Genomic DNA, 26,294 nt, shown 5'->3' on the forward strand with positions numbered 1-26,294 from the left:
TCATGGCTGCAAGTTTCTAGTTCCTGCAGATCTCCAGACACGCGCGCAAACCATGTGTGCCGGTTTCGAAGTAAAGTCGCCCGCCGTGCTGTTCGGCCACCGTTGCAACGATTGTAAGGCCCAATCCGAACCCATCGACAGCTTGGGTGTTCTCTCCGCGTTTGAACGGCGCCACCACGGCTTCGATGTCTTCGGCTGACATGCCCGATCCTTCGTCCTCGACCACGATGGTTGCGTGATCCGCATTCGCAGTCAGCTCGACCGTGGCGCGGCGACCATATTTCAGAGCATTTTCGATCAGGTTCGATATGGCGCGTTTCAGGGACACCGGGCGGGCTGTTATCAGAATGCGTTGGATTTCGGGAAGCACCACATGCCCTGAGGTGGCAGCAAACACGGATCGGCCACCCTCGACCGAGGGACGTTCAAGCGTGCGGATCGCAACGGGCCGGCCAAGGTCTTCGTAATCCGCAACGAGCGCCTCGATCATCGAGGTCAAAGACACCTGGCGCGGATTTTCTTCGTTTAGCTCGGCGCGGGTATAGGTCAGTACGCTTTCGATCATTTCTGTCATGCTGTCGATATCGGCTTCGAACTTATCCCGCAGATCGACGTCCTTGATCAGCGCCGTGCGCAGGCGAAGCCGAGTAGCGGGTGTGCCAAGGTCATGGCTGACCCCGGACAGAACGGTTGCACGTTTGGACAGTTGGGCGCGTTCGTCTTCAAGATAGCTGTTCACCGCCAAAACAATGTCGCGCAGTTCATCTGGTCCTTGTACCGCATAGCTTTCCGGCCCACCAAGACGGCGGCGATTGTGTAGTGCGCGCGCAAAGCGGTCGAAATAGGCAGAGGTGTCGCGTACGAGCGTGGCAAGGATGGCTAGGGCCACAAGACACATGAGAACGGCCAGTAGGCGCAGGTCCTTAGGTGCCGCGCCGCAGCCCCAGACCGACCGCCCGTCGATGCGCAGCCACGGTTGGGTCCCCATGCGGGCAAAGAGGATCGGTTCGCTGCAATAGGTTGCCAGAAGGCGCGTGACATTGCCGAACTTCTGGGCGGCTGGCTGGCCTTCGTTCGAGACAAGCTCGGACACCGAATACTGTAGATCGCCGGACACGATGCCGAGGATCAGGGTTTCCCCGGACACCGGGTCGCGACCGGGGCCCTTGATCGACACGTTTGTGACGAAGGCGGGGGTGGGGATGTTGGGCAGTCGCGAGAACTCGCCCCGGCTGGCCAGAATCTCGTCCATCGCGTTCAGAGAGGTGATGCTGATGTTCGCGGGGGGCTCGGCACCGGTACGCAGGCTTTCGTACAGGGATATGCCTGCCACATAGCTTCCCGTCTGATGTTCCTGCCACGCGCGGGTCGACGCAAACCACATCCATGCCGAGATAAAGGCCATCAGGAAAGACACCACGACCAGCGTGACCCCAAGGGTTTGCAGGCGGAGCCCTTTGCTCATGCGCTGTCCTCGGTTGTGACATCGGCGGCAAATACATAGCCGATGCCGCGCTCGGTGCGCAGAAACTCTGGGGATTTCGGGTCGGCCTCGATCTTGCCGCGCAGACGCCCGACCAGAACATCAATGGCACGGCCTGACCCTTCGGGCGGGGTTCCCTGTCCCTCGCCTGTGACATCAAGGGCATTTGCGATCTCATCGCGGGTTAGCGGGATGTGCGGGTTGGCCAGAAGCACCTTCAGCAACGCGGTTTCCTTGCGCGACAGGGCGACCTGATATCCCTGCGGCGAGGTGACCTCGTCGCGCTTGGCATCATATTGCCAGCCTGCAAAGCGAAAGACCGACACGCTGCGCCGGTACACCAAAGACGCGCTGCGATTGGCGCGATGCAGGACAGCGCGGACCCGGGCCAGCAAAAGCTGGGGGTTGAAAGGCTTTGCGATATAATCGTCAGCACCGACCTCGTAGCCCTTCATGCGGTGATGGTCAGCTGACAAGGCCGAAACCAGAATGACGGGCACATCCTGTTCTTTGCGCAGGCGAGCACAGATCTCGACGCCGTTTTCATCGGCCAGCATCACATCCAGCAGGATCAGGTCCACACGGCCACCTTTCAGATGGTGGCGGATTGCATCCTCTGTTTCGCACGGGAAGGCCATGAACCCGTTCTGTTGCAGAAACTGGGTCATCATGCTGCGCGTTTCCGCGTCATCATCGACGACAAGCAGTTTTGGAATCGCCATGCGATGTGCCTCCCTTCGGCAAATATGCCGTCCTCACCATCTGTTTGTTTGTAACAGCGTGCAACAAAATCAAGGCTTGCGTAACATCATGTAACAAAAGGCACGAAAAACTAACCTTGGCGGCGCAGAGGCCCTGTTTCTAGCGTTGCGTAAAGATCGCGTTGGTCGGCAAGCTTAGGTCAGCGCCACCCGATCGGTTGGCCAAAGGGAGGAAAATCTAATGAAGACATCCGTATTCGCGGCCGTTTCGGCCGTTGCTATTACCTGCGCCATGCCCGCAGTCGCCGAGCCTCAGGCCGAGGTTCTGCACTGGTGGACATCGGGCGGTGAAGCCAAATCCGTCGCCGTTCTGCAGCAAGAGTTTGCAGACAATGGCGGCACATGGACCGACATGCCGGTTGCTGGTGGGGGTGGCGATGCTGCCATGACCGCTCTGCGTGCACGTGTTCTGTCGGGCAACGCACCGACCGCCGTTCAGCTGAAAGGCCCAGCCATTCAGGAATGGTATGAGGAAGGCGTTCTGGCCGACATCTCGGCGGTTGCAGAAGCCGAAGGTTGGGCTGACGTTCTGCCCGCCTCGATCGCTGGTCACATGATGTGTGAAGGCACGTGGTGTGCCGCCCCCGTCAACGTACACCGCGTCGACTGGATCTGGGCCAACGCTGACGTTCTGGAAGCAAATGGCATCGCAATGCCCACCACATGGGACGAGTTTAACGCCGCCGCTGACAAACTGGCAGCCGCAGGCATCACCCCGCTGGCCCATGGTGGTCAGGCGTGGCAGGACGCCACCGTGTTTGAAGCAGTCGCGCTGGGCATTCTGGGCGCAGACGGTTTCAAGAAAGCCTTTGTTGATCTGGACATGGACACTCTGAAATCCGACGGCATGGTCGCTGTCTTTGACCAGATGCGCAAAATGCGCGGCTATGTCGACGACAACTTCTCGGGTCGTGACTGGAACCTGGCCACGGCTATGGTCATGAACGGCGAAGCCGCCTTCCAGATCATGGGTGACTGGGCCAAAGGCGAGTTCCTTGCTGCTGGCAAAGCGCCGGGCGAAGACTTCCTGTGTGCCTCGGTGCCGGGTGACGGCTTCCTGTACAACGTGGACAGCTTTGCCATGTTCAACGTGGATGGCGACGACAAGAAAGCCGGTCAGGACCTTCTATCTAAGCTGATCGTTGGTCAGAACTTCCAGAAAGTGTTCAACCTGAACAAAGGGTCGATTCCGGCGCGTGTTGACGTCGCTCTGGACGAGTTCGACAGTTGTGCACACCTGTCCGCCAAGGACATGAACGAAAGCTCGGACAACGGCTCGCTGCTGCCCAGCTATGCCCATGGCATGGCGCTGCGTGGCGCACAGTCGGGTGCGATCACCGATGTGGTGACCGCGCACTTTAACTCGGACATGTCCTCGGCTGATGCTGTGAACATGCTGGCCGACGCTGTCGCCAACTCCATGTAAATCTCCCTGGCCTCGCGTCTGACCTTCAGGTGCGGGGCCTCCTTTAATTCAGGGGTCGTTACAATGACCGAATGGCTTGAACGTCATATCCCCAAGATGGTGCTTGCGCCCTCTTTCATCGCCATCCTCGTTTTCGTTTACGGCTTCATCGCCTGGACTGCTTGGGTATCGCTGACCCGCTCGCGGCTTTTGCCAAAATACGAAGTTGAAGGGCTTATCCAGTATGAGCGCCTGTTCGCGTCGCCCCGGTTCGATACCGCGATGACGAACCTGTTCATCTTTGGCACTTTGTTCATCGTGATCTCGATGGTTCTTGGGCTGCTGATCGCGATCTTGCTGGATCAGAAGATCCGCACAGAAGGTGTTTTGCGCACGATCTATCTTTACCCAATGGCGCTGTCGATGATCGTCACCGGCACGGCATGGAAATGGATCATGAACCCCGGACTGGGCATCGAAAAGATGGTCCGCGACTGGGGGTTTGAGAACTTCAGTTTCGACTGGGTGATTGACCCGGACATGGCGATCTACGCCGTGGTCATCGCGGGTGTCTGGCAGGCCTCGGGCTTTGTCATGGCGCTGTTCCTTGCGGGTCTGCGCAGCGTGGACGGAGAGATCATCAAGGCCGCTCAGGTCGATGGTATCCCCAACTGGCGCATCTATTCCGCCATCATCATCCCATCGATGGCCCCGATCTTTCTGTCAGCCTTCATCGTGCTGGCCCACCTTGCAATCAAAAGCTTTGACCTTGTCATCGCGCTGACTGGCGGCGGACCCGGCTATGCTACCGACCTGCCTGCAACCTACATGTACGCGATGGCGTTCTCGCGCGGCGATATCGGGCAAGCGGCAAGCTCTGCCATGGTCATGATGGCCGTCGTCTTTGCGATCATCGTTCCCTACCTCTACTCTGAACTGAGGACGAAACATGACTGATATTGCGCTTACCACCACTCACAACCCGTCGCGCAATTGGGGTCGGATCGCCCTGCGCTGGCTTCTGTTCACCTTGCTTGGCCTCTTTGCGCTGTTCTATCTGATGCCACTTTTCGTGATGGTCACGACCTCGTTGAAAAGCTTGGAAGAGATCCGCACCGGCAGCCTTGTGGCCTTCCCTCGTGAAGTCACGTTCGAGGCCTGGCGGACCGCATGGTCCGGTGCCTGTACCGGCATCCAGTGTGAGGGCCTGCGCCCTTATTTCTGGAACTCGGTGATCCTTGCGATCCCGGCGGTCCTGATCTCGACCATGCTCGGGGCGCTTAATGGCTACGTCATCGCCCAGTGGAAGTTCAAAGGTGCAAACCTGATCTTCTCGCTGATGCTGTTTGGCTGCTTTATCCCCTTCCAGGTGGTGCTGCTTCCGATGGCACGTATGCTGGGCATGATGGGCATCGCGGGAACCATCCCCGGTCTGATCTTCGTCCATGTCATCTATGGCATCGGGTTCACCACGCTGTTCTTCCGCAACTATTATGTGTCGATCCCGCAAGAGCTGGTGAAAGCCGCAAAAGTGGATGGCGCGGGCTTCTTCCGGATCTTCTGGTCGATCTTCCTGCCTCTGTCGCTGCCGATCATTGTTGTGACCGTCATCTGGCAATTCACCCAGATCTGGAACGACTTCCTGTTTGGCGTCAGCTTCAGTCAGGCCGGAACCCAACCCGTCACTGTGGCACTGAACAACATCGTAAACTCGACCACCGGCGTGAAGGAATACAACGTGGATATGGCTGCTGCGATCATTGCCGCCCTTCCCACGCTCCTCGTCTATGTCGTCGCCGGCAAATACTTCATCCGCGGACTGACCGCGGGCTCCGTGAAAGGCTAAACCCATGGCTCCTATTCTGGACATCAAGAACCTCTACAAGAACTATGGGTCCGTCGAGATCCTGAAAGACATCAACGTCGCGATCGAGCCGGGAGATTTCTTGGTCCTCGTTGGCCCTTCTGGCTGCGGTAAGTCCACGCTTCTGAACTGCATCGCAGGGCTTGAGCCGATCACCGCGGGAACGATCGACATCGGTGGGCGCGACATGACCCATGTCAGCCCAAAGGACCGCGACATCGCGATGGTGTTCCAATCCTATGCGCTCTACCCGACCATGTCGGTGGCCAAGAACATCACCTTCGGCATGAAAGTGCGTGGTGTGGACGCGGCAACGCAAGAGAAGAAGCTTCAGGAAGTGGCCCAACAGCTTCAGATCGAACCGCTTCTGCAGCGTCGTCCCGGCCAACTGTCCGGTGGCCAACGGCAGCGCGTCGCCATGGGCCGGGCACTAGTGCGTGACCCCAAGCTCTTCCTGTTCGATGAACCGCTGTCCAACCTTGACGCCAAGCTGCGTGTGGAAATGCGGTCCGAGATCAAGAAACTGCATCATAACCTGAATGCCACGATGGTCTATGTGACCCATGACCAGATCGAGGCGATGACCTTGGCCACCAAGATCGTCGTCCTGAAAGGCGGGATCGTGCAGCAGATCGGCAGCCCCGCCGAGATCTATAACACCCCCGCCAACCTGTTCGTGGCGGACTTCATGGGTAGCCCGGCGATGAACCTGATCCCGGCACGCGCCAAGGCCAATGGCAAAGGCACGAAGATCGAGATCGAACGCGCAGGCGCCGCCCCGTTGGTTCTGACCGACACGCATGCGAAAGACCTGCCCGAGGACGTCATTCTGGGCCTTCGTCCGGAAGACATCGCCGAAGCGGGCTTCCGCGCTGGCGAGGACGTGCAAGAGGCCGATTGCCTGATCGACATGGTCGAACCGGCAGGGGCCGACACCTATGTCGTCTCGCAACTGGGTGGCAAACAGGTCACTGCGCGTCTTCACGCCGAAACCAACGCGCGCCCGGGCGAGAACCTGTCGCTGGCCTTTGATCTAAGCAAGGTGTCCTACTTTGCGCCTGAAAGCGGGGAACGCTTGAATTGACAGGTGACAGGCTTGTTGCTGATATCGGCGGGACCAACTCTCGTTTAGGGTTGGCCCGCGCAGGGCAGCTGAACACTGCATCGGTCGAAAACTTTCGTAACGATGACTTCGCAAGTTTCGACGACGTGCTGGTGCGCTATCTTTCTGACAGGGAAGACGCTCAAATTGCGGATGCGGTCATCGCGGTTGCCGGTCCCGTCCATAGCAGGCGGGCTTGCCTGACCAACCGAGACTGGCATTTCGACGAAACGCAACTGTCACGCAGCCTTGGTGGACGCCCTGTTTCGTTGCTGAATGATCTGGCTGCGCTTGGACAAGCCAGCGTATTCCTCGGCCTCGACAGTCTTGATCCTGTGGTGTCGCTTGATGAGAGCCCGATGGACGAAGCACAGGCTTTGGTGGTCGGGATCGGGACCGGGTTCAATGTGTCTCCGGTGGTGATATCGAAGGGCAGGGTGGCGCAGTTGGATGTGGAATACGGGCATATCTGCCTGCCCGCAGACATCGCGACTGAACTCTCCGCGCGATTTGGGGCGCATGCCTCAGGGTTCACAACCATCGAAGAGGTGTTTTCTGGCCGAGGCTACGCTGCCCTTTATGCGTTAGAACAGGCGAGGACCGCGCCCGAGCCAGACAGAGACACGGCTTTGCAGACCCGTGTGAAACAGGAGTTTCAGTTTTTCTACGCGGGGCTACTTGCAGTTCTTACACGGAACCTGATGCTGGCGTTTCTTCCCAGACGGGGGATCTTCTTTGCCGGGGGTGTTGCGCGAAATTTGCTTTCGACCCCAGCCAAAGCCGCCTTCGTCGACATCGTGCAGGGTCCTTTTGCCCTGAATGCCGTGGGCGCTGTTCCGGTCCACAACATTCTGGACGACGCGGCAGCGTTGAAAGGCTGCGCGGTTTACGCACGTTAAATATGGGCAGGTCCGGCGACTTATACCTTCTTGTCGTCGATCAGCGGGCTTGGGCGCGCGAACTTCTCTAGGTCGGACTGGTTCGAGATCGTGATTTTACTGCCGTCAACCTCAACGCCATAAGGCTTCAATGACTTGAACGCACGGCTCAGGTTCTCGGGTGTCATGTTCAAATAGGACGCAAGCCGCTTTTTCTCGGTCTGCAGCTGGAACTCGGGTCCGCCGCCTTCACGTATCTGCTGGCGCAGCAGGTAGTTTGCCAGACGCTCGAGCGATGTGCGCAGTTTCAGGTCTTTGGTCTTCTTGATCGACGCCCGATAGCCCGAGGCCAGTTCGCACACGATGGCCCGCGCGAAGTTGTTGTCTTCATCAAAGATGCGGCGCACATCCTCGCTTGGGATCAGAACGATGCGGCTTTTCTCTAACGTACGCGCGGACATCAGGTTCGGCGCGTCGCGCAACGTGGCGGCCAGAATAAAGGTCGAGATCGGACGGACGATCGCCACACTGGTTTCGCGGTTGTTCCAGCGGGCGAACAGCTCAACCGAGCCATCGACGACCACATGCAGAAAGTCGCTGGAGTCGCCTTCCGTGATCAGTTCGATCTGCGGCGGAAACGTCTGAAGATAGGACGCATGCATCAACGACTGGAAGTTCTCATCGGACATCTCCGAAAACAAGTCGAGCTTGCGAATGTCTGGTCGATGCGATTCGGGCATGGCGGATTTACTGGCTTTCTGATTTTGAAAAATTCTTAACTGCAGTGATTGATAAATGTCAAACTCTCGTTTGTTTTCTTTCTGCCTTCAACTTGCAGTTCAGTAGTGTCTGACTTGAGGGATTTCGGTAAGTAGTTTATTTTAAAAGACAAATTTTGTTTTTTGACTTGGATCAAAACATGTTGCGCAGTCCTCGCAGACTTTGGCCCCATCGAAAACGACCACACCGCTACCTTGGAAGGGTCGGTGCTTAAGGTCGAAAAGGGGACTGAGATATGGAAATTCAGAATAAGGCCACAAGCCTTTGGAGTAACTTCTTCAACGTCCGAATGGTGCAAATCAGAACCTTCCACATGACGTGGTTTGCGTTCTTCTCCTGCTTTTTTGCATGGTTCGGTATCGCGCCCTTGATGATCGTCGTGCGCGATGAGCTTGGGTTAACGAAATCGCAGGTTGGTTGGTCGATCATCGCCTCGGTGGCAATGACGATCGTCGGACGCTTCTTTATTGGCTGGCTATGTGACCGCATCGGTCCAAGGCTCGCCTATACATGGCTTCTGATCCTCGGCGCCTTCCCGGTGGCGGGTATTGGTCTTGCCGATAGCTTCGAAAGCTTCATGTTCTTCCGCCTTCTGATCGGTATGATCGGTGCGGCCTTCGTGATCACGCAGTATCACACCACTGTCATGTTTGCGCCGAACGTCGTTGGTACGGCTAACGCAACCAGCGCTGGATGGGGTAACCTGGGTGGCGGTGTCACGCAGTTTGCCATGCCTCTGGTCTTCTCGGTCTTCATTACGCTTGGCTTCACGGATGCGTCCAGCTGGCGCCTGTCGATGGTCGTTGTCGGCTGTGTGATCTTCGTGGTCGGGATTGCCTACTTCTTCCTGACAAAAGACGCCCCAGACGGGAACTTCAAAGAGCTGCGCGAAAAAGGCCAGCTTGAAGACAAGAAGAAAGTCACGGGTGCCTACTTCAAGGCCATGGCGGACTATCGCGTCTGGGTTCTGTTCTTCATCTATGCTGCTTGCTTCGGCATCGAGCTGACCGTCAACAACGTCGCCGCGCTGTACTTCTATGACTACTTTGATGGTCTGACACTGGTAACTGCCGGTCTGATCGCGGCCTCGTTCGGTCTGATGAACATCTTCGCCCGTACGCTGGGCGGCATCTTCGGAGACAACTTCGCATCGCTCTGGGGCCTGCGCGGCCGGACCTTCTGGCTGTTCATTGTGCTTCTGGGCGAGGGCCTTGCCCTGATGCTGTTCAGCCGTATGGACGTGCTGTTCCTGGCGATCCCGATGCTGATCATCTTCTCGCTGTTCACACAGATGTCGGAAGGCGCAACCTATTCGGTCGTTCCCTTCGTCAACAAAAAAGCGCTGGGCGCGGTGGCGGGCATCGTAGGTGCTGGTGGCAACGCGGGTGCTGTGGCTGCAGGCTTCCTGTTCAAAGGTGAAATGGCCTGGAACAACGCCTTCTTCGTGATCGGCATCATGGTCTGCTGTGCGTCGGTTCTGGCCCTGTTTGTCCGCTTCTCACCCGAGAAAGAGGCCGAAGAAAAGGCGCTCTTTGAGAAGGCTCAGCTTGACGGATTGGAGCTTCGTGCAGCCCGCGCTGTGAACGCGCTGAACGACTCGCGTGCAATCGTTGACGAGTACAACCGCAAGCACGGTGCACATCTCTGAACAAAGACAAATGGTGGGCCGCCCGTCCCGGTGGCCCACCCAATCAAACCCTGAGGAGGGACTGTCGTGGGACAAGATCTAAGAAACTGGACACCGGATGACGAGGCCTTCTGGGCTTCCACCGGTAAGTCCATTGCCAACCGAAATCTCTGGATTTCAATTCCCAGCCTGCTGTGCGGCTTTGCCGTCTGGCTTTACTGGGGCATCATCACAGTTCAGATGATCAACTTGGGCTTCGGATTTGCCAAATCTGACCTGTTTACGCTGGGTGCAATCGCTGGTCTGACTGGTGCAACATTGCGTATTCCGTCGACCTTCTTCATCCGTATCGCGGGGGGACGAAACACCATCGTGTTTACCACCGCGCTGCTGATGATCCCGGCCGCTGGTGCCGGTCTGGCACTGCAGAACCCGGATACGCCGCTGTGGTACTTCCAGATCCTGGCCTTCCTGTCGGGTATCGGTGGCGGTAACTTCTCGTCCTCGATGTCCAACATCAGCTTCTTCTATCCGAAGAAAATTCAGGGCTATGCGCTGGGTATGAACGCAGGTCTGGGCAACTTTGGTGTGACCACCATGCAGATCCTGATCCCGCTGGCGATGACCATGGGCATCTTCGGTGGCGAAAGCCGTACGCTGGTGAACACCTCGGGTACGCTGATCGGTAAAATCCCTGCCGGGACCGAGACTTACATCCAGAACGCTGGCCTGATCTGGCTGGTCTTCCTGATCCCGCTGGCGATCATTGGCTGGATGGGGATGAACAACATCCGTGATGAGCACGTGTCCCCGAACATCCCCGGACCTCTTGGCGCATTTGCCACGATCACCGGCATGTTGCTGATCGGTTTCCTGACCGCGGCCTTCGGCCTGTGGCTGCTGCTGCCGGGCACCGAAGCCGGTCTGCCGACCTCGGGTCTGGGCGTGTCCAAATGGATCGTGCTGCCGATCGTAATCGCCTTGACGGTTCTGGGTCTGAAAATGATCCCCGGTGCTGTCGGTCAAAACCTGAGCCGCCAATACAAGATCTTCGGCAACAAGCACACTTGGGCCATGACCGTGATCTACACCATGACCTTTGGGTCGTTCATCGGCTACTCGGCTGCTCTGGCGCTGACCATCAAAGTTGTGTTTGGCTTCAGCCACGTTGAAGTCGACGGTGTGATGACCCACGACATGGTAAACCCCAACGGCCCGTCGGCCCTGATGTTTGCCTGGATGGGCCCGTTCATCGGCGCTCTGATCCGTCCGCTGGGTGGTATGTGGGCTGACAAAGCCGGTGGCGCGAAAGTGACCCAGATCATCTCGGTCGTCATGGTCGCCTCGGCACTGGGTGTCGCCTACTTCATTCAGCAGGCCTATTCGTCGGCAACTCCGGAACAATACTTCTACCCGTTCCTGGGTCTGTTCCTGATCCTGTTTGCCGCCACTGGTATCGGCAACGGTTCGACCTTCCGCACCATCGCGATGGTGTTCAACAAAGAACAGGCTGGTCCTGCACTGGGTTGGACTGCTGCGGTTGCTGCTTACGGCGCCTTCATCATCCCCAAAGTGTTTGGTGAACAGCTGAAGGCCGGAACGCCTGAGTATGCCTTGTACGGCTTCGCGATCTTCTATGCGGTCTGCATCGCCATCAACTGGTGGTTCTATCTGCGCCCCGGCGCTTACGTCAAGAACCCCTGATACGTCTGCCCGCCTATCCCGGCACATGCCGGGGTAGGCCAGCCAACCTAGGAGAAATCAGATGAGCCACCTGCTCGACAGACTGAACTTCTTCCAGTCCAAAGAACTGGAACAGTTTTCTAACGGTCACGGCCAAGTGACCAACGAAAACCGCGACTGGGAGGACACCTATCGGAATCGCTGGCGCCACGACAAAGTTGTGCGCTCGACCCATGGGGTGAACTGTACCGGATCGTGTTCGTGGAAGATCTATGTGAAATCCGGGATCGTGACCTGGGAAACCCAGCAGACCGATTATCCGCGTACGCGCCCCGATCTGCCCAACCATGAACCGCGAGGCTGTGCCCGTGGTGCGTCCTACAGCTGGTATCTGTATTCCGCGAACCGCGTGAAGAACCCGCTGGTCCGTGGCCGTCTGATGAAAGTATGGCGCCGGATGCGCCAGACCATGTCGCCGATCGAAGCCTGGACCGCGATCCAGAGCGACCCGATCCTGCGCGATTCATATGTGAAGACCCGCGGTAAGGGTGGGTTCGTCCGCGCAAGCTGGAATGAGGCGACCGAGATTACTGCCGCCGCCAACGCCTACACCGCCAAGAAATACGGCCCCGACCGCGTGATCGGCTTCTCGCCCATCCCGGCCATGTCGATGATTTCCTATGCCGCAGGTGCCCGTTACCTGAGCCTGATTGGCGGGGTCTGCGGATCCTTCTATGACTGGTATTGTGACCTTCCGCCGGCCTCGCCCATGACATGGGGTGAACAGACCGACGTGCCGGAATCGGCTGACTGGTACAACGCTGGCTACCTGCTACTCTGGGGTTCGAACGTGCCGCAGACGCGGACGCCGGACGCGCACTTCTATACCGAAGCCCGTTACCGCGGCACCAAGTCCGCCGTCATCTGCCCCGACTATTCGGAAGCCGCCAAGTTTGGCGATGTTTGGCTGAACGTCAAACAGGGTACCGACGCCGCACTGGCGATGGCCTTTGGTCACGTGATCTTGCGTGAATTCCACTTGGACAACCAAGTCGAGTATTTCGAGGACTACTGCCGCAAGTATTCCGACTTCCCGATGCTGGTGAAGCTGGAAGACAAAAACGGCAAACTGGTTCCCGGCCGCTTCCTGCGCGCCGACGATCTGGACGGTAAGCTGGGTGAAGACAATAACCCGGAATGGAAGACCGTTGCTCTGGACGAGAAGTCCGGTGGTTTGGTCGCGCCCAATGGCTCGATCGGGTATCGCTGGGGCGAAGACGGGGAATGGAACCTCGAAGAGCGCGCACAAGAGGCCGACACCGATCTGAAAATGACGCTGATCGGCGATGGCGACCATGATCGTGTTGCAGGCGTGGACTTCCCATACTTCGGTGGCGACGCGACCGAACAGTTCTCGACCGGCGATGATCGTCCTGACGTTCTGACCCGCAACATCCCTGTACGCGAGATTCAGACCAAAGAAGGTGTGATCCGTGTAACCACCGTCTTCGACCTGTTCTGTGCCAACTATGGTCTGGATCGTGGTCTGGGTGGTGACTGGGTTGCCAAGGATTATAACGAAGACGTTCCGGGCACCCCTGCTTGGGCCGAGAAGATCACCGGCGTGTCCGCCGACAAGATCGTCCACGTCGCCCGCGAGTTCGCGCAAAACGCCGAGAAGACCAACGGTAAGTCGATGATCATCATCGGCGCTGCGATGAACCACTGGTACCACATGGACATGAACTATCGCGGCGTGATCAACATGCTGATCATGTGCGGTTGTGTCGGTCAGTCCGGCGGTGGTTGGGCGCACTATGTGGGTCAGGAAAAACTGCGCCCGCAGACTGGCTGGTTACCGCTGGCCTTTGCGCTGGATTGGAACCGTCCGCCGCGTCACATGAACTCGACCTCGATGTGGTATGCGCACTCGGATCAGTGGCGCTACGAGACCCTGACCGCCAACGAGATCATTTCGCCGACCGCACCGGAAGGTGATTGGGACGCGTCGATGATCGACTACAACATCCGTGCTGAACGGATGGGCTGGTTGCCGTCGGCACCGCAGCTGAAAACCAACCCGTTGGAAGTGGCCAAGCAAGCCAAAGACGCCGGGATGGAAATCCCTGCCTATGTGGCGCAGCAGCTGAAGTCTGGCGATCTGGAAATGTCCTGCGAGGACCCGGATGCACCCGAAAACTGGCCGCGCAACCTGTTTGTCTGGCGCTCGAACCTGCTGGGTTCGTCGGGCAAGGGGCACGAGTACTTCCTGAAGCACCTGCTTGGCACCGATCACGGTGTTCTGGGCAAGGATCTTGGGGAAGAAGGCGCACAGCTTCCGAAAGAGGCCAAGTGGCACGAGGACGCGCCCGAAGGCAAGCTGGACCTGCTGGTCACGCTGGACTTCCGCATGTCGACCACTGCGGTTTATTCGGACATCGTTCTGCCCACGGCTTCGTGGTACGAAAAGAACGACCTGAATACCTCGGACATGCACCCGTTCATCCACCCGCTTCAGGCGGCTGTGGACCCGGCGTATGAAAGCAAGTCGGACTGGGAGATCTTCAAGTCGATCGCCCACAAGTTCCAGGAAGTTGCCCCGGAAATTCTGGGTGTGGAAACGGACATCGTTCAGGTGCCGCTTCTGCATGACACCCCGGGTGAGCTGGCACAGGATCAGGTGCGTGACTGGAAGAAAGGCGAATGCGACCTTATTCCGGGCAAGACCGCGCCGAACTATGTGGCTGTGGAACGCGACTATACTGCGGTTTACGACCACTTCGTGGCCCTTGGTCCGCTTCTGGACAAGCTGGGCAACGGCGGTAAAGGCATCATGGTCGACGCCAAGCACGAGGTACAACACCTGCGTGAATTGAATGGCGTGCACGAGGAAGGCCCCGCCAAGGGTCAGCCGAAGATCGTGACTGACATTGATGCGACCGAGGTCGTGTTGATGCTGGCGCCGGAAACCAACGGCGAAGTTGCGGTGAAAGCATGGGAGTCTCTGTCCAAAGCAACGGGCCGCGACCACACCCACCTGGCCAAACCCAAGGAAGACGAAAAGATCCGGTTCCGTGACATTGCTGCGCAACCTCGCAAGATCATCTCGTCGCCGACATGGTCGGGTCTGGAAAGCGAAGATGTCTGCTATAACGCGGGCTACACCAACGTGCACGAGCTGATCCCGTGGCGAACCCTGACTGGTCGTCAACAGACCTATCAGGATCACCAGTGGATGCTGGCCTTTGGTGAGGGCTTCCTGTCCTATCGCCCCCCCGTCGATCTGAAAACGATCACCGACGAGGTGCACAGCGAAAAAGACTGGCCGCATGTGGTGTTGAACTTCATCACGCCGCACCAGAAATGGGGCATCCACTCGACCTATTCCGATAACCTTCACATGCTGACGCTGAACCGCGGTGGCCCGGTGATCTGGATCTCGGAGAACGATGCGAAATCGGCAGGCATTGTCGATAACGATTGGGTCGAGCTTTACAACTCGAACGGGGCGCTTACGGCCCGCGCGGTTGTCAGTCAGCGGATGAAGGACGGAACGACCTTCATGTATCACGCGCAAGAGAAAATCGTGAACACGCCCGGGTCCGAGAAGACCGGTAAACGCGGCGGCATTCACAACTCGGTCACGCGCGCGACGCTGAAGCCCACCCATATGATCGGCGGCTATGCCCAGCAATCTTACGGTTTCAACTACTACGGCACCGTTGGTGCGAACCGCGATGAATTCGTCGTGGTGCGCAAGATGAAGAAGGTTGACTGGCTCGACCGTGAAGCGACCCCGAATAAGGAGGCAGCAGAATGAAGGTACGTGCTCAAATCGGCATGGTGTTGAACCTTGATAAATGTATCGGGTGCCACACCTGCTCTGTGACGTGTAAGAACGTCTGGACGTCCCGTGATGGTGTTGAATACGCATGGTTCAACAACGTGGAAAGCAAGCCGGGCACCGGCTATCCGACCGACTGGGAAAACCAGGCGCGTTGGAACGGTGGCTGGGAACGCACCAAATCGGGCAAGTTGCAGCCCAAACAGGGGTCGAAATGGCGGATCTTGGCGAATATCTTCGCCAACCCCGACCTGCCCGAGATCGACGACTACTATGAACCGTTCGATTTCGACTATGACCACCTGAAGTCCGCGCCTGAAATGGAGGCCTTCCCGACCGCGCGCCCGCGCTCCAAGATCACTGGCGAGCGGATGGAGAAGATCGAGAAGGGGCCGAACTGGGAAGAGATCCTGGGCGGCGAATTCTCGAAACGTGGTGAAGACTACAACTTCGAAGGCATCCAAAAGCAGATCTACGGGGAATACGAGAACACCTTCATGATGTATCTCCCTCGTCTGTGCGAACACTGCCTGAACCCGGCGTGTGCCGCGTCCTGCCCCTCGGGCGCGATCTATAAGCGTGAGGAAGACGGCATCGTTCTGATCGACCAAGAGAAGTGTCGCGGTTGGCGGATGTGTGTCTCGGGCTGTCCTTACAAAAAGGTCTACTACAACTGGTCGACCGGTAAGTCCGAGAAATGCACCCTGTGCTATCCGCGCATCGAAAGCGGCAACCCGACAGTCTGTTCGGAAACCTGCGTAGGCCGGATCCGCTATCTGGGTGTGATGCTCTATGATGCCGATAAGATCGAGGAAGCCGCGAATGCGGAAGCCACTACCGATCTGTATGACGCGCAGCTGGGTGTTTTCCTTGACCCGAGCGATCCCGAGGTGATTGCCGCCGCAGCACGCGATGGTGTCCCGCAGGATTGGATCAAGGCAGCTCAGGAAAGCCCGATCTGGAAGATGGCGATGGAATGGAAAGTGGCGTTCCCGCTGCACCCCGAATATCGCACCCTTCCGATGGTCTGGTACATCCCACCGCTTAGCCCGATCCAGAACGCGGCCGAAGCAGGCGCAATCGGCACAGACGGCGCAATGCCCGACGTGAAGAACCTGCGTATCCCGGTCAAATATCTGGCCAACATGCTGACCGCTGGGGACGAAGCCCCCGTTGTCACCGCGTTGGAACGGATGCTTGGCATGCGGGCCTATATGCGCTCGAAAACCATCGAGGGCGTTACGGATGAAGGTCTGGCTGAACGCGTTGGTCTGACCGGTCGAATGATCGAGGACATGTATAAAATCATGGCCTTGGCTGACTACGAAGACCGTTTCGTGATCCCAACCACGCACCGTGAGCAAGTTGAAGATGCTTACGATCTACGCGGCGGCTGCGGGTTCACGGACACCAATGGCTGTTCCGGTGGAACGTCCAAGGCCTCGCTCTTTGGCGGTGCCAAGAAAGCCCTGAAAATGCCGTCGGAGGTGATGTAATGGACCGTTCGTTAAAAGCTATCTCGCTGGTTCTAAGCTACCCCACGCGCGAACTGCAGCAGGCCATGCCGGAAATCGGCGCGGTGCTGGCATCGGACAGCCGTCTTACAGCGGCTGCCCGGCGCGACCTGCGCCCCTTGGTTGACGCCTTGGGCACGCAGGACATCTATGACCTGGAAGAGCAGTACGTGCTGCTCTTCGACCGCTCGCGCACTTTGTCGCTGAACTTGTTTGAACATGTTCACGGCGAAAGCCGCGACCGGGGCGGCGCGATGGTGTCGCTGGTCGAAATGTATCGCGAGGCCGGGTTTGATCCGGTGTCGAGCGAACTGCCGGACCACCTGCCTGTTCTATTGGAATTCCTGTCCACGCGTCCCTATGCCGAGGTACAGGATACCTTGGCGGACGCGGCGCATATTCTGGAAGCGTTGAGCGAACGACTGGCTCGACGTGAAAGCCCATATGCTGCCGTGTTCGCCGCTTTGTTACTGCTGTCAGGCGTTGAAGCCGACAAAGAGGCCGTGGCCGAGCTGCTGGAACAGCCCGAGGTCGATCCCAACGATCTGGAGGCACTGGACGAGATCTGGGAGGAAAGCGAAGTGCGCTTCGGCCCCGATCCTAACGCCGGTTGCCCACAAGTGCGCGACATGCTGGCGCGCATGGATGAACCCAAATCAGACACAGCAGCCCGCGCCCCCGGCGTGGCTGCGGAATGATGGAGGCAGAGATGCATAATTTTCTGTTCGGAATCCTCCCCTATATCGCCCTTGGCGTGGGGATCATGGGAAGCATCGCGCGCTATGACCGCGATCCCTTCACCTGGAAAACCTCGTCTTCGCAGCTGTTGCGTCGCAAGCAGTTGGTCATCGGCTCGTCGCTGTTCCACGTCGGCGTTCTGATCATCTTCTTCGGCCACCTTGTTGGTCTTCTGACCCCGATCTGGATCTTTGACGCCATCGGCATCAGCCACGGCGCCAAACAGCTTCTGGCCGTTGTGGCCGGTGGTATCGCGGGTGTCATGGCGCTGGTGGGCGGCGGGATGCTGTTCCATCGTCGCTGGACTGATCCGCGTATCCGTCAGACCTCGAGCTTCTGGGATATCGCCATCCTTGCCATGCTCTTGGCACAACTGGTGCTGGGTCTTGGTACGATCTTCGTGTCGCTGGGGCATCTGGACGGACACGAGATGGTTAAGTTCATGTCGTGGGCACAGGGGATCTTCACCTTTGACGGCGCCGCCGCAAGCTATATCGCGGATGTATCGCTGGTCTTCAAACTGCACCTGTTCCTTGGGCTGACAATCATCCTTGTCTTCCCGTTCACGCGTCTTGTGCACATGCTGTCGGCCCCTGTGCGCTATATCTGGCGTCCCGGTTATCAGGTGGTGCGTTCGCGCCGTCAGAAACCTGCAAACCCTGCGGAGTAAAAACCATGAATGCGGCCCTGTTCCCCGATCTCGTCGTCAATGGTGAAACCGTTCCTCATGCGGTCGTCGCCGCCGAGGCGCAGAACCATGACGCCCCCACCGGCAAGCCCGGCATTGCCTGGCGCAAGGCAGCGAATGCTGTTGCCGTGCGGACCCTTCTTTTACAAGAAGCCCGCAAGCGCCAGATTATGGCCGATCCGGCCGAGGTCGCACCGGGCCGCTTTGAAACAGAAGAGGAGGCCCTGATCCGGGGCCTTCTCGAAACCGAAGTCGAGGTCGCCGCGCCCAGCGAGGACGCCGTTCACGCAGAATGGTCCCGCGATCCTTCGCGTTTCCGCGCGCCGCCGCTGTGGGAGGTCTCGCACATCCTGATCGCTTGCGACCCGCGCGACAAAGATGAAACAACGGCAGCAAAGGCCCGCGCCGATCACGTGCTGGATGCTGTCACTGCGAACCCGCGCAAGTTCGGCCACATCGCCGAAGAGCACAGCGATTGCGGCTCGAAATCCTCAAGCGGGGCGCTGGGCCAGCTTGGGCCGGGCGACACAGTCCCCGAGTTCGAAAAGGTACTGCGTGGATTGGCCAGCGGTGCCGTTACGACTGAACCTGTTCTGACCCGTCACGGCTGGCACATCATCCGTATGGACGCCGCCGAAGTAGGGGCCGAACTGCCGTATGACAGTGTGAAGCCCCGCATCGCCGACGCAATGGAAAAAGCCGCATGGGCGAAAGGCGCACGTGCCTTCGTCGCCGAGCTTGCCGCCAAGGCCGAGATCAAAGGCGCAGATCTGAAACCGGTGGAATGATCCGGTACGATCACGCCCACGGAAAGGAAAAGACATGAAGATTGCCTACACGATGTCCACGGGCCGCGGTGATACTGATGAGCTGCTGTTGGAGTTGGCGAACCGGCTGACCTCTTACGGCTGGCGTCTGGGCGGCATTGTCCAGATCAACACCGAACGGGATTATGACGGGCCGTGTGACATGGACGTCAAAGTCCTTCCCGATGGCCCGGTTCTGCGGATCTCGCAGAACCTTGGCCAGAACTCGCGCGGGTGCCGGTTGGATGCAGGCGCGCTTGAGGCATCGGTCGGGTTGGCCGAGGCCGAACTGGCCAAGGGTATCGATTGCCTGATCATCAACAAATTCGGCAAGCAAGAGGCCGACGGGCGCGGATTTCGCAACGTGATTGCCAATGCGCTTGCCGATGACATCCCGGTTCTGGTCGGGCTTAATCAGCTGAACAAAGAGGCCTTTCAGACCTACACAGACGGTCTGGCCACGCAGCTTGATGGCAATATCACCGCGCTGGAACGTTGGTTCCTGGAGCAGACCAGCGACCTGAAATGCGCATAAGGCAGGTCCCTGTCATCCCCGACCACGGATTGCGCTTGGCGTGGTGCCGAACCAGCGATTGAAGGCGCGGAAAAACGCGCTTGGTTCGGCATAGCCCACCTGGCGGGCGATCTCGGACACGGGTAGGTCGGTCTTCTTCAAGAGCGATATCGCCAGATTGCGCCGGCGCTCTTCCTTGATCTCACCAAAGCTCTGACCTTCCTCCTTAAGGCGCCGATGAAGCGTCGAGGTCGACATGCCAAGCTTCTCGGCCATTGCGTCAACGCTGTCCCACGCATCTGTTGTGCCTGCCGACAGCTCTTTGATGATTTGCGCCTTGATGCCATCCCCGTGGCGATAGCCGGTCAGAAACGCGGTTGGCGCCGATTTCAGAAACCGCTTCAACGCGCGGTCGGATCGGTTGATCGGCTTTCGTAGGTATTTTCGTTCAATCAACATCTGGGCGCAGTCGGCGTTGAACCGGACGGGCACCCCGAAAAAATCCCCGTAGTCATTGGTCGATGTGGGTTCGGCACAGGGAAACTGGATGTGCCGAATGGGGATGCGCGTGCCGATCAGCCAGCAATTCAACGCGTGCAGAATGGTGAAGTACAGACGGTACGAGAACGCCGACTTGACCGGACCCTGCTCGGACAGCTCGACCATAGCATGCCGGCCATCAATGCTCAGTCTGCCTGCCGGATCCTCCAACACAATCGTTAGAAACCGCAGCGCGCGTGCCATCGCGACCTCAAGGTTGGGGGCGTGGCGGGTGGCATGGCCCAGTATGGTAAAGCTGCCGGGCCGCATGGGGCGGGCGGCGAGGCCGAAGAACTCGTCCTGCATGCGAAAGGATAGTTCCAACCAGATCTGGCCAAATTGCTCTGCCGTCAACCGGTCCAGATCATCGGGCGGGATGCCAAGTGTATGGAGCAGGGCGTCCATATCCACCCCAGCGCTGCGACCACAGTCGATTGCTTCGTTCACAAAGGCGCGGGGAATGGTGCTGGTCTTGAGCATGGCATTTCCTGTCAGTTATGTGAAATATACTGGCATCGCCTGCAACTTACTTCAATTGTATAGTTCCAAGTTGACCCAACCGGATTCGTAGCGTGTCACGACCAGACGACATAGAGCGAAAGTGGGAAAGAAATCATCGCCGCTTTAGGCAGACAGGAGACATGACATGCTTGATGAAACCCAAACCGCCATTCGCGACATGGCTGCGCAGTTCGCCCAGGATCGTCTGTGGCCCGGTGCAGAGGAACGTGACCGCACGGGCAATTTCCCCCGCGAACAGCTGACTGAAATGGGCGAGCTGGGCTTTTTGGGCATGCTTGTTCCGGAAGAGTACGGCGGGATCGAGCTGGACGCTGTGACCTATGCCAGCGTGGTCGAGGAAGTCGCCGCTGGGGACGGTGCCTGTTCCACCATCCTGTCCGTCCACAGCTCGGTCGGTTGCGGCCCCATCGTGAAATACGGCACCGAAGAGCAGAAGCAGAAATACCTGCCGAAGTTGGCCAGCGGTGAGTGGATCGGTGGGTTCGCTCTGACAGAACCGCAGGCCGGGTCGGACGCTTCGAAACTGCGCACGACGGCGGTTCTGGACGGAGATCACTATGTTCTGAACGGCGCGAAGCAGTTCATTTCCTCAGGCAAGAACGGCACGGTGATCATCGTGTTCGCTGTGACCGACAAGGAAGCAGGATCCAAGGGCATCAGCGCCTTTATCGTGGAAACCGACACCCCCGGATACGAGGTTGTTCGGGTTGAAGAGAAGCTGGGGCTGCATTCGTCGGATACCTGCCAGCTGTCGTTCGAGGATATGCGCATTCCGAAGGAAAACCTGCTGGGGGCAGAAGGCGAAGGCTATAAGATCGCTTTGGCGAACCTTGAAGGCGGGCGCATCGGGATTGCCTCGCAAGCAGTTGGGATGGCGCGAAAATCGCTGGAGCTTGCTATTGAGTATGCGCAGGAGCGCAAGGCGTTTGGCAAGGAAATCGCCCAGCACCAAGCGGTCGGATTCCGTCTGGCCGACATGGCCACCAAGGTCGAAGCCGCGCGTCAGCTGGTTCAGCATGCGGCCCGTCGCCGTGATGCTGGTCTGCCCGCGCTGCGGGAAGCCTCGATGGCGAAACTGTTCGCCACGGAGATGGCGGAAGAGGTGTGCTCGGCGGCCATTCAGACATTCGGCGGATATGGCTATCTAAGCGACTATCCGGTCGAGCGGATCTATCGCGATGTCCGCGTGGCACAGATCTATGAAGGCACCAGCGACATCCAGCGCCTTGTGATTGCACGCGATCTGATCGCCAATCCCGGCCCGCGCTGAGGCCTAACTTGCAGATTTGAGGGGGCGATCGTTCCCTCAAAAGGTAAACAGGGGCGGGGGCGCAAACAGCGCCCGCCCAACTACAAAGCGCCCATGGTTGCCAGCAACTCAAGCAAGCACATCGAATGTGGTTGGTTGGGTTCAATCGAATTTCTTGAAGCGCTCTCGCCTTTTTCAAATGTTTCCCTAAAGTGTTGTTGCCGGATTGAGGGTGGTGGGACGATGAAATCACACGCATATTTCGGGTATCTGCACTCTGATTTGGAGCATTCATGAGCACACAATATTATGCACCGCAGGGGGGACTTCCCGCCCAGACTCAGCTTCTGACCGACCGGGCCGTATTCACGGATGCGTATGCGGTGATCCCGAAGGGGGTAATGCAGGATATTGTGACCAGCTTTTTGCCCTTTTGGACGGGCACGCGGCTTTGGGTCCTGTCCCGCCCGCTGAGTGGCTTCGCCGAGACATTCTCGCAATACATCATGGAAGTGCAGCCGGGTGGAGGGTCTGACCGGCCCGAGGATGATCCAGACGCGCAGGCCGTGTTGTTTGTGGTCGAGGGCACCGCGACGTTGGAAGTGGCCGGGGGCGTTCATGAACTGACGCCGGGGGGCTATGCCTATCTGCCGCCTTCAGAACAATGGAAGTTGCACAACAAAGGCGACGAGGTGCTTCGATTCCATTGGATCCGCAAAGCCTATCAGCGGGTCGAGGGGTTGGACGCACCCGATGTTCTGATCCTGAACGAAAACGACATCGCGCCCACGCCGATGCCGGATACGGATGGCAAATGGGCGACGACGCGGTTTGTGGACCCGAACGACCTGCGCCATGACATGCATGTGACGATCGTGACGTTCGAGCCGGGCGGGGTCATCCCATTTCTGGAAACCCATGTCATGGAACACGGTCTATACGTGCTGGAAGGCAAGGCGGCCTATCGCTTGAACCAAGATTGGGTCGAGGTCGAGGCCGGTGACTTCATGTGGCTGCGCGCGTTCTGCCCACAGGCCTGTTACGCGGGCGGGCCGGGGCGCTTCCGGTATCTGCTGTATAAGGATGTGAACCGCCATATGCCGTTGCGGCTGGGTGGCGGTCGCTAGGACAGGTCTGGCGCGATCCCGCCGATGGCTTGGGTAAGCTCACGCGATGCGTCAATGACCGCGCGGCTTAACCGGTCGGTTTCGTTCTGGCCGACGCGGCTGGTGGGGCCCGAGACCGAAATCCCGGCGACCACTTCGTTGTTCATGTCAAAAACGGGCGCCGCTATGCACCGCATCCCGGCGTTTTTCTCTTCATTGTCGATGGAAAAGCCCCGTGCACGGGTCTGCTCCAGATCCGCCCGAAGGTCTTCTGCTGTCGTGATCGTGTACTCGGTAAAGGTCTCGAACGCTGCTGTATCGAGCACCCGCTTCAACCGGTCGTCGTCCATATAGGCCAATATCGCTTTGCCTATGCCCGATGAGTGCATGGGCGATAGTGAGCCGGGGGGGAAGAATGCGCGGATGTTGGCGTGGGTCTCGACCTGGCTCAGAAACAGAACAGACCCCTCCTTTTCAATGCCCAGGTTTGCTGTCTCTCCGGTGGTTTCCATCAGCTTGCGCAGAATGGGGCGGGCCCGGTCGACAAGGCTGGTGCGCCGCAGGAAGCGTGCGCCGATGACAAAAGCGCGTGCGCCGATGAACCAGACTTGCTCGACGGTGTCGAACTCGACCAGTCCGCGCGTTTCGAGCGTCACCAGAACCCGGTAAACCGTCGCGGGTGATTGCCCCATTTCTTCGGCAATCACCGACAAGGGTTTGCCCTGCGCCTCGCTCAGATGCTCGAAAACCTCCATCGCGCGATCAAGCGATTTGATCGTGTTCTGAGCGGTTTTGTCATGCCAGTCGCGGGGGCGTCCGCGGGCCTTGCGGGTGGGTGATGTGCTGTCTTTCTGAGATTCCATAAAAACCCTCGCATTTTAAGTGAAAAATAAATTCACAATATGAAAAAGTCAATGGCTTGATAAATAACGTAAAAATCAACATCGTCAAAAATGAAAAAGTATTTCAAAAAAATATCCCTCGAAAATCGGGCCGGATAAAGTGGCCCCAATGACGAAGGAGAACCCCATGAGTTTTCAGAACCCCGTTTTCATTCCGGGCCCGACCAACATCCCCGAAAGCCTGCGCAAGGCGTCCGACATGCCGACGATTGACCATCGTTCGCCGCTGTTCGGTCAGATCCTGCACCCGGCGCGCGCGGGCGTGAAGAAGATCCTGAAAAGCCAAACGGCCGAGGTCTTCATCTTCCCCTCCAGCGGCACGGGCGGCTGGGAAACGGCCCTGACCAACACGCTGTCCGCAGGTGACAAGATCCTTGCTGCGCGCAACGGCATGTTTTCGCATCGTTGGATCGACATGTGTCAGCGCCACGGCCTGGATGTCACCATTGTTGAGACCCCGTGGGGTGAAGGTATTCCCGCAGATCGCTATGAAGAGATCCTGACCGCAGACAAAGGCCACCAGATCAAGGCGGTCTTGGCCACGCATAACGAAACCGCCACCGGCGTTAAGTCCGACATCGCAGCGGTGCGTCGCGCGCTGGACGCGGCTGGGCACCCGGCACTGCTGTTTGTCGATGGCGTAAGCTCGATCGCGTCGATGGATTTCCGCTTTGACGAGTGGGGCGTTGATGTTGCGGTAACGGGTTCCCAGAAAGGGTTCATGCTGCCCGCCGGTCTGGCCATCGTGGGCTTCAGCACCAAAGCGATGGAGGCGACCAAGACAGGCACATTACCGCGCACGTTCTTTGACGTGCATGACATGGCGAAGGGCTATGCCAACAATGCCTATCCCTACACGCCTGCTGTGGGGCTGATGAATGGCCTGAACGAATCCTGCAAAATGCTGCTGGATGAGGGGCTAGAGAACGTCTTTGCCCGCCACAACCGCATTGCGGAAGGTGTACGCGCCGCCGTGGGGGCGTGGGGGCTAGAGCTCTGTGCCGCATCCCCGAACGTCTATTCCGACACGGTCAGCGCCATCCGCACGCCTGCGCATTTCAACGCGACCGACATCGTAACATTGGCCGCCGAAAAATACGGCGTCGCCTTTGGTGTCGGGTTGGGAGAGGTCGCCGGAAAAGTGTTTCGCATTGGTCACTTGGGCAGCATGACCGACGTCATGGCCCTGTCAGGCATCGCGACGGCTGAGATGTGCATGGTTGATCTTGGTCTGGACATCACGCTGGGCCTCGGGGTTGCCACGGCGCAGGAATACTATCGTGGAAGCGCCGCCATGACCCAGCAAGAGGCTGCGGAATGAAGGATACGCCGATGTATATCCCCACCTTTGATGACATGCTGGAGGCGCACGCGCGCATCCGGCCCTACATCCGCCGCACACCGGTTCGGACCTCGGATTACCTGAACGAGCTGACCGGGGCCGAGCTGTTCTTCAAGTGTGAGAACTTTCAAGAACCGGGCGCGTTCAAGGTCCGCGGTGCCTCGAACGCGGTGTTCGGGTTGGATGATGAACAAGCCGCCAAGGGCGTTGCGACCCATTCGTCGGGCAACCATGCCTCTTGCCTGTCTTATGCCGCGATGAAGCGGGGTATTCCGTGCAACGTGGTCATGCCGCGCACCGCGCCGCAGGCCAAGAAAGACACGGTGCGGCGATATGGGGGCAAGATCACAGAATGCGCGCCGTCGACCTCGTCGCGGGAAGAAACCTTTGCCCGTGTGCAAGCTGAAACCGGCGGTGATTTCGTGCACCCCTACAACGATCATCGCGTGATCGCCGGGCAGGGAACCTGTGCGCGCGAGTTCATCGAGCAGACCGACGGTCTGGACGCCGTTGTTGCGCCCATCGGGGGGGGCGGCATGATCTCGGGCACCTGCCTGACGCTGTCGACCTTGGCGCCGGAAACGCAAGTGATCGCAGCCGAGCCCGAGCAGGCCGACGACGCCTATCGCAGCTTCAAGGCGGGGTACATCATCGCCGACGATGCGCCCAAAACCATCGCGGATGGGCTGCTGGTGCCGCTGAAGGACCTGACCTGGCACTTCGTGTCGAACCACGTGAGCGAGATCTACACCGCCTCGGATCCCGAAATCATCGACGCGATGAAGCTGATCTGGAAGCACCTGCGCGTGGTCATGGAGCCGTCCAGTGCCGTACCGCTCGCCACCATCTTGAAAAACCCCGACGCGTTCAAAGGCAAGCGCGTAGGCCTGATTATCACCGGCGGCAATGTCGATCTCGACCGCCTGCCGTGGACTCTGTGAAGGAG

22 protein-coding genes are annotated in these 26,294 nt (G+C 58.5%); 17 read left to right on the top strand and 5 right to left on the bottom strand.

Annotated features, from left to right (window positions below):
- Positions 1-16: 16 nt before the first annotated feature.
- On the bottom strand, positions 17-1,465 hold the full coding sequence (locus MWU53_RS02020) for a HAMP domain-containing sensor histidine kinase (protein ID WP_247089921.1): 1,449 nt from the start codon (positions 1,463-1,465) through the stop codon (positions 17-19).
- Complete coding sequence (locus tag MWU53_RS02025; protein WP_247089923.1) at positions 1,462-2,205, bottom strand: response regulator transcription factor; 744 nt, start codon at positions 2,203-2,205, stop codon at positions 1,462-1,464. Before MWU53_RS02025 ends, MWU53_RS02020 begins: the two co-directional genes overlap by 4 nt.
- Before the next feature lie 220 nt (positions 2,206-2,425).
- Between MWU53_RS02025 and MWU53_RS02030 the strand changes: the two genes are divergently transcribed.
- The 5 genes from MWU53_RS02030 to MWU53_RS02050 all read left to right on the top strand — a co-directional run bounded on the left by MWU53_RS02030 (position 2,426) and on the right by MWU53_RS02050 (position 7,514).
- Positions 2,426-3,670: an ABC transporter substrate-binding protein gene (locus MWU53_RS02030; protein WP_247089925.1), complete on the top strand. Its 1,245-nt coding sequence runs from the start codon at positions 2,426-2,428 to the stop codon at positions 3,668-3,670.
- A 63-nt stretch (positions 3,671-3,733) separates the two neighbouring features.
- Positions 3,734-4,606 carry a sugar ABC transporter permease gene (locus MWU53_RS02035; RefSeq protein WP_247089927.1) on the top strand — a complete coding sequence of 291 codons (873 nt, stop codon included), beginning with the start codon at positions 3,734-3,736 and terminating at the stop codon, positions 4,604-4,606.
- Entirely contained in the window at positions 4,599-5,495 is an 897-nt protein-coding gene (locus MWU53_RS02040; RefSeq protein ID WP_247089929.1) for a carbohydrate ABC transporter permease, read from the top strand. Before MWU53_RS02035 ends, MWU53_RS02040 begins: the two co-directional genes overlap by 8 nt.
- Before the next feature lie 4 nt (positions 5,496-5,499).
- The gene (gene ugpC / locus MWU53_RS02045; protein WP_247089931.1) at positions 5,500-6,597 is read left to right on the top strand and encodes a sn-glycerol-3-phosphate ABC transporter ATP-binding protein UgpC; all 1,098 of its coding nucleotides are present in this window, start codon (positions 5,500-5,502) and stop codon (positions 6,595-6,597) included.
- Entirely contained in the window at positions 6,594-7,514 is a 921-nt protein-coding gene (locus tag MWU53_RS02050) for a glucokinase (protein ID WP_247089932.1), read from the top strand. Before ugpC ends, MWU53_RS02050 begins: the two co-directional genes overlap by 4 nt.
- Before the next feature lie 20 nt (positions 7,515-7,534).
- Here MWU53_RS02050 and MWU53_RS02055 read toward each other — a convergent pair whose 3' ends face one another.
- Positions 7,535-8,233 (bottom strand): helix-turn-helix domain-containing protein, encoded by a 699-nt coding sequence (locus tag MWU53_RS02055; protein WP_247089934.1) that lies wholly within the window; start codon positions 8,231-8,233, stop codon positions 7,535-7,537.
- 275 nt (positions 8,234-8,508) lie between these two features.
- On the opposite strand from MWU53_RS02055, the gene MWU53_RS02060 reads away from it, so the two are divergent.
- The 8 genes from MWU53_RS02060 (at position 8,509) to MWU53_RS02095 (ending at position 19,708) form a co-directional block, all read left to right on the top strand.
- Positions 8,509-9,921 carry an MFS transporter gene (locus MWU53_RS02060; RefSeq protein ID WP_247089936.1) on the top strand — a complete coding sequence of 471 codons (1,413 nt, stop codon included), beginning with the start codon at positions 8,509-8,511 and terminating at the stop codon, positions 9,919-9,921.
- A gap of 66 nt (positions 9,922-9,987) precedes the next feature.
- Positions 9,988-11,604 carry an antiporter gene (locus tag MWU53_RS02065; protein ID WP_247089938.1) on the top strand — a complete coding sequence of 539 codons (1,617 nt, stop codon included), beginning with the start codon at positions 9,988-9,990 and terminating at the stop codon, positions 11,602-11,604.
- Between the two features lie 61 nt (positions 11,605-11,665).
- On the top strand, positions 11,666-15,403 hold the full coding sequence (locus MWU53_RS02070; RefSeq protein ID WP_247089940.1) for a nitrate reductase subunit alpha: 3,738 nt from the start codon (positions 11,666-11,668) through the stop codon (positions 15,401-15,403).
- Complete coding sequence (narH, locus tag MWU53_RS02075; RefSeq protein WP_108857110.1) at positions 15,400-16,923, top strand: nitrate reductase subunit beta; 1,524 nt, start codon at positions 15,400-15,402, stop codon at positions 16,921-16,923. Before MWU53_RS02070 ends, narH begins: the two co-directional genes overlap by 4 nt.
- Positions 16,923-17,639: a nitrate reductase molybdenum cofactor assembly chaperone gene (narJ, locus tag MWU53_RS02080; protein WP_247089942.1), complete on the top strand. Its 717-nt coding sequence runs from the start codon at positions 16,923-16,925 to the stop codon at positions 17,637-17,639. Before narH ends, narJ begins: the two co-directional genes overlap by 1 nt.
- Before the next feature lie 11 nt (positions 17,640-17,650).
- Positions 17,651-18,349, top strand: a complete 699-nt coding sequence (narI, locus tag MWU53_RS02085; RefSeq protein WP_247089944.1) for a respiratory nitrate reductase subunit gamma — start codon at positions 17,651-17,653, stop codon at positions 18,347-18,349.
- 5 nt (positions 18,350-18,354) lie between these two features.
- On the top strand, positions 18,355-19,155 hold the full coding sequence (locus MWU53_RS02090) for a peptidylprolyl isomerase (protein ID WP_247089946.1): 801 nt from the start codon (positions 18,355-18,357) through the stop codon (positions 19,153-19,155).
- Between the two features lie 34 nt (positions 19,156-19,189).
- Positions 19,190-19,708, top strand: coding sequence for a DUF2478 domain-containing protein (locus MWU53_RS02095; RefSeq protein WP_247089948.1), 519 nt, complete (start codon positions 19,190-19,192; stop codon positions 19,706-19,708).
- A 12-nt stretch (positions 19,709-19,720) separates the two neighbouring features.
- On the opposite strand, the gene MWU53_RS02100 is transcribed toward MWU53_RS02095, so the two are convergent.
- On the bottom strand, positions 19,721-20,707 hold the full coding sequence (locus MWU53_RS02100) for an AraC family transcriptional regulator (protein WP_247089950.1): 987 nt from the start codon (positions 20,705-20,707) through the stop codon (positions 19,721-19,723).
- Between the two features lie 166 nt (positions 20,708-20,873).
- On the opposite strand from MWU53_RS02100, the gene MWU53_RS02105 reads away from it, so the two are divergent.
- Positions 20,874-22,019, top strand: a complete 1,146-nt coding sequence (locus MWU53_RS02105) for an acyl-CoA dehydrogenase family protein (RefSeq protein WP_247089952.1) — start codon at positions 20,874-20,876, stop codon at positions 22,017-22,019.
- A gap of 272 nt (positions 22,020-22,291) precedes the next feature.
- Positions 22,292-23,125, top strand: a complete 834-nt coding sequence (locus MWU53_RS02110) for a bifunctional allantoicase/(S)-ureidoglycine aminohydrolase (RefSeq protein WP_247089954.1) — start codon at positions 22,292-22,294, stop codon at positions 23,123-23,125.
- Here the strand turns inward: MWU53_RS02110 and bhcR are convergent.
- Entirely contained in the window at positions 23,122-23,967 is an 846-nt protein-coding gene (gene bhcR, locus MWU53_RS02115; RefSeq protein WP_247089956.1) for an HTH-type transcriptional regulator BhcR, read from the bottom strand. The genes MWU53_RS02110 and bhcR overlap by 4 nt on opposite strands.
- A 166-nt stretch (positions 23,968-24,133) precedes the next feature.
- On the opposite strand from bhcR, the gene bhcA reads away from it, so the two are divergent.
- Together bhcA and bhcB are read left to right on the top strand one after the other, a co-directional pair.
- Entirely contained in the window at positions 24,134-25,327 is a 1,194-nt protein-coding gene (bhcA, locus tag MWU53_RS02120) for an L-aspartate--glyoxylate aminotransferase BhcA (protein ID WP_247089958.1), read from the top strand.
- A complete protein-coding gene (gene bhcB / locus MWU53_RS02125; protein ID WP_247089960.1) occupies positions 25,324-26,289 on the top strand; it encodes a beta-hydroxyaspartate dehydratase BhcB in 966 nt (321 codons plus the stop codon). Before bhcA ends, bhcB begins: the two co-directional genes overlap by 4 nt.
- Positions 26,290-26,294: the final 5 nt, after the last annotated feature.

The organism is Aliiroseovarius sp. S1123, assembly GCF_023015885.1.
Lineage (GTDB): Bacteria > Pseudomonadota > Alphaproteobacteria > Rhodobacterales > Rhodobacteraceae > Aliiroseovarius.

Excerpts from the sequence above, each read along its gene's own strand:
- bhcB (WP_247089960.1), top strand. The coding sequence starts at position 25,324 with ATGAAGGATACGCCGATGTATATCCCCACCTTTGATGACATGCTGGAG.
- MWU53_RS02090 (WP_247089946.1), top strand. The coding sequence starts at position 18,355 with ATGAATGCGGCCCTGTTCCCCGATCTCGTCGTCAATGGTGAAACCGTT.
- MWU53_RS02105 (WP_247089952.1), top strand. The coding sequence starts at position 20,874 with ATGCTTGATGAAACCCAAACCGCCATTCGCGACATGGCTGCGCAGTTC.
- MWU53_RS02060 (WP_247089936.1), top strand. The coding sequence starts at position 8,509 with ATGGAAATTCAGAATAAGGCCACAAGCCTTTGGAGTAACTTCTTCAAC.
- narH (WP_108857110.1), top strand. The coding sequence starts at position 15,400 with ATGAAGGTACGTGCTCAAATCGGCATGGTGTTGAACCTTGATAAATGT.
- MWU53_RS02100 (WP_247089950.1), bottom strand. The coding sequence starts at position 20,707 with ATGCTCAAGACCAGCACCATTCCCCGCGCCTTTGTGAACGAAGCAATC.
- MWU53_RS02070 (WP_247089940.1), top strand. The coding sequence starts at position 11,666 with ATGAGCCACCTGCTCGACAGACTGAACTTCTTCCAGTCCAAAGAACTG.
- MWU53_RS02035 (WP_247089927.1), top strand. The coding sequence starts at position 3,734 with ATGACCGAATGGCTTGAACGTCATATCCCCAAGATGGTGCTTGCGCCC.
- MWU53_RS02110 (WP_247089954.1), top strand. The coding sequence starts at position 22,292 with ATGAGCACACAATATTATGCACCGCAGGGGGGACTTCCCGCCCAGACT.
- bhcA (WP_247089958.1), top strand. The coding sequence starts at position 24,134 with ATGAGTTTTCAGAACCCCGTTTTCATTCCGGGCCCGACCAACATCCCC.
- MWU53_RS02055 (WP_247089934.1), bottom strand. The coding sequence starts at position 8,233 with ATGCCCGAATCGCATCGACCAGACATTCGCAAGCTCGACTTGTTTTCG.
- MWU53_RS02020 (WP_247089921.1), bottom strand. The coding sequence starts at position 1,465 with ATGAGCAAAGGGCTCCGCCTGCAAACCCTTGGGGTCACGCTGGTCGTG.
- narJ (WP_247089942.1), top strand. The coding sequence starts at position 16,923 with ATGGACCGTTCGTTAAAAGCTATCTCGCTGGTTCTAAGCTACCCCACG.
- MWU53_RS02025 (WP_247089923.1), bottom strand. The coding sequence starts at position 2,205 with ATGGCGATTCCAAAACTGCTTGTCGTCGATGATGACGCGGAAACGCGC.
- MWU53_RS02040 (WP_247089929.1), top strand. The coding sequence starts at position 4,599 with ATGACTGATATTGCGCTTACCACCACTCACAACCCGTCGCGCAATTGG.
- MWU53_RS02030 (WP_247089925.1), top strand. The coding sequence starts at position 2,426 with ATGAAGACATCCGTATTCGCGGCCGTTTCGGCCGTTGCTATTACCTGC.
- bhcR (WP_247089956.1), bottom strand. The coding sequence starts at position 23,967 with ATGGAATCTCAGAAAGACAGCACATCACCCACCCGCAAGGCCCGCGGA.
- ugpC (WP_247089931.1), top strand. The coding sequence starts at position 5,500 with ATGGCTCCTATTCTGGACATCAAGAACCTCTACAAGAACTATGGGTCC.
- MWU53_RS02095 (WP_247089948.1), top strand. The coding sequence starts at position 19,190 with ATGAAGATTGCCTACACGATGTCCACGGGCCGCGGTGATACTGATGAG.
- narI (WP_247089944.1), top strand. The coding sequence starts at position 17,651 with ATGCATAATTTTCTGTTCGGAATCCTCCCCTATATCGCCCTTGGCGTG.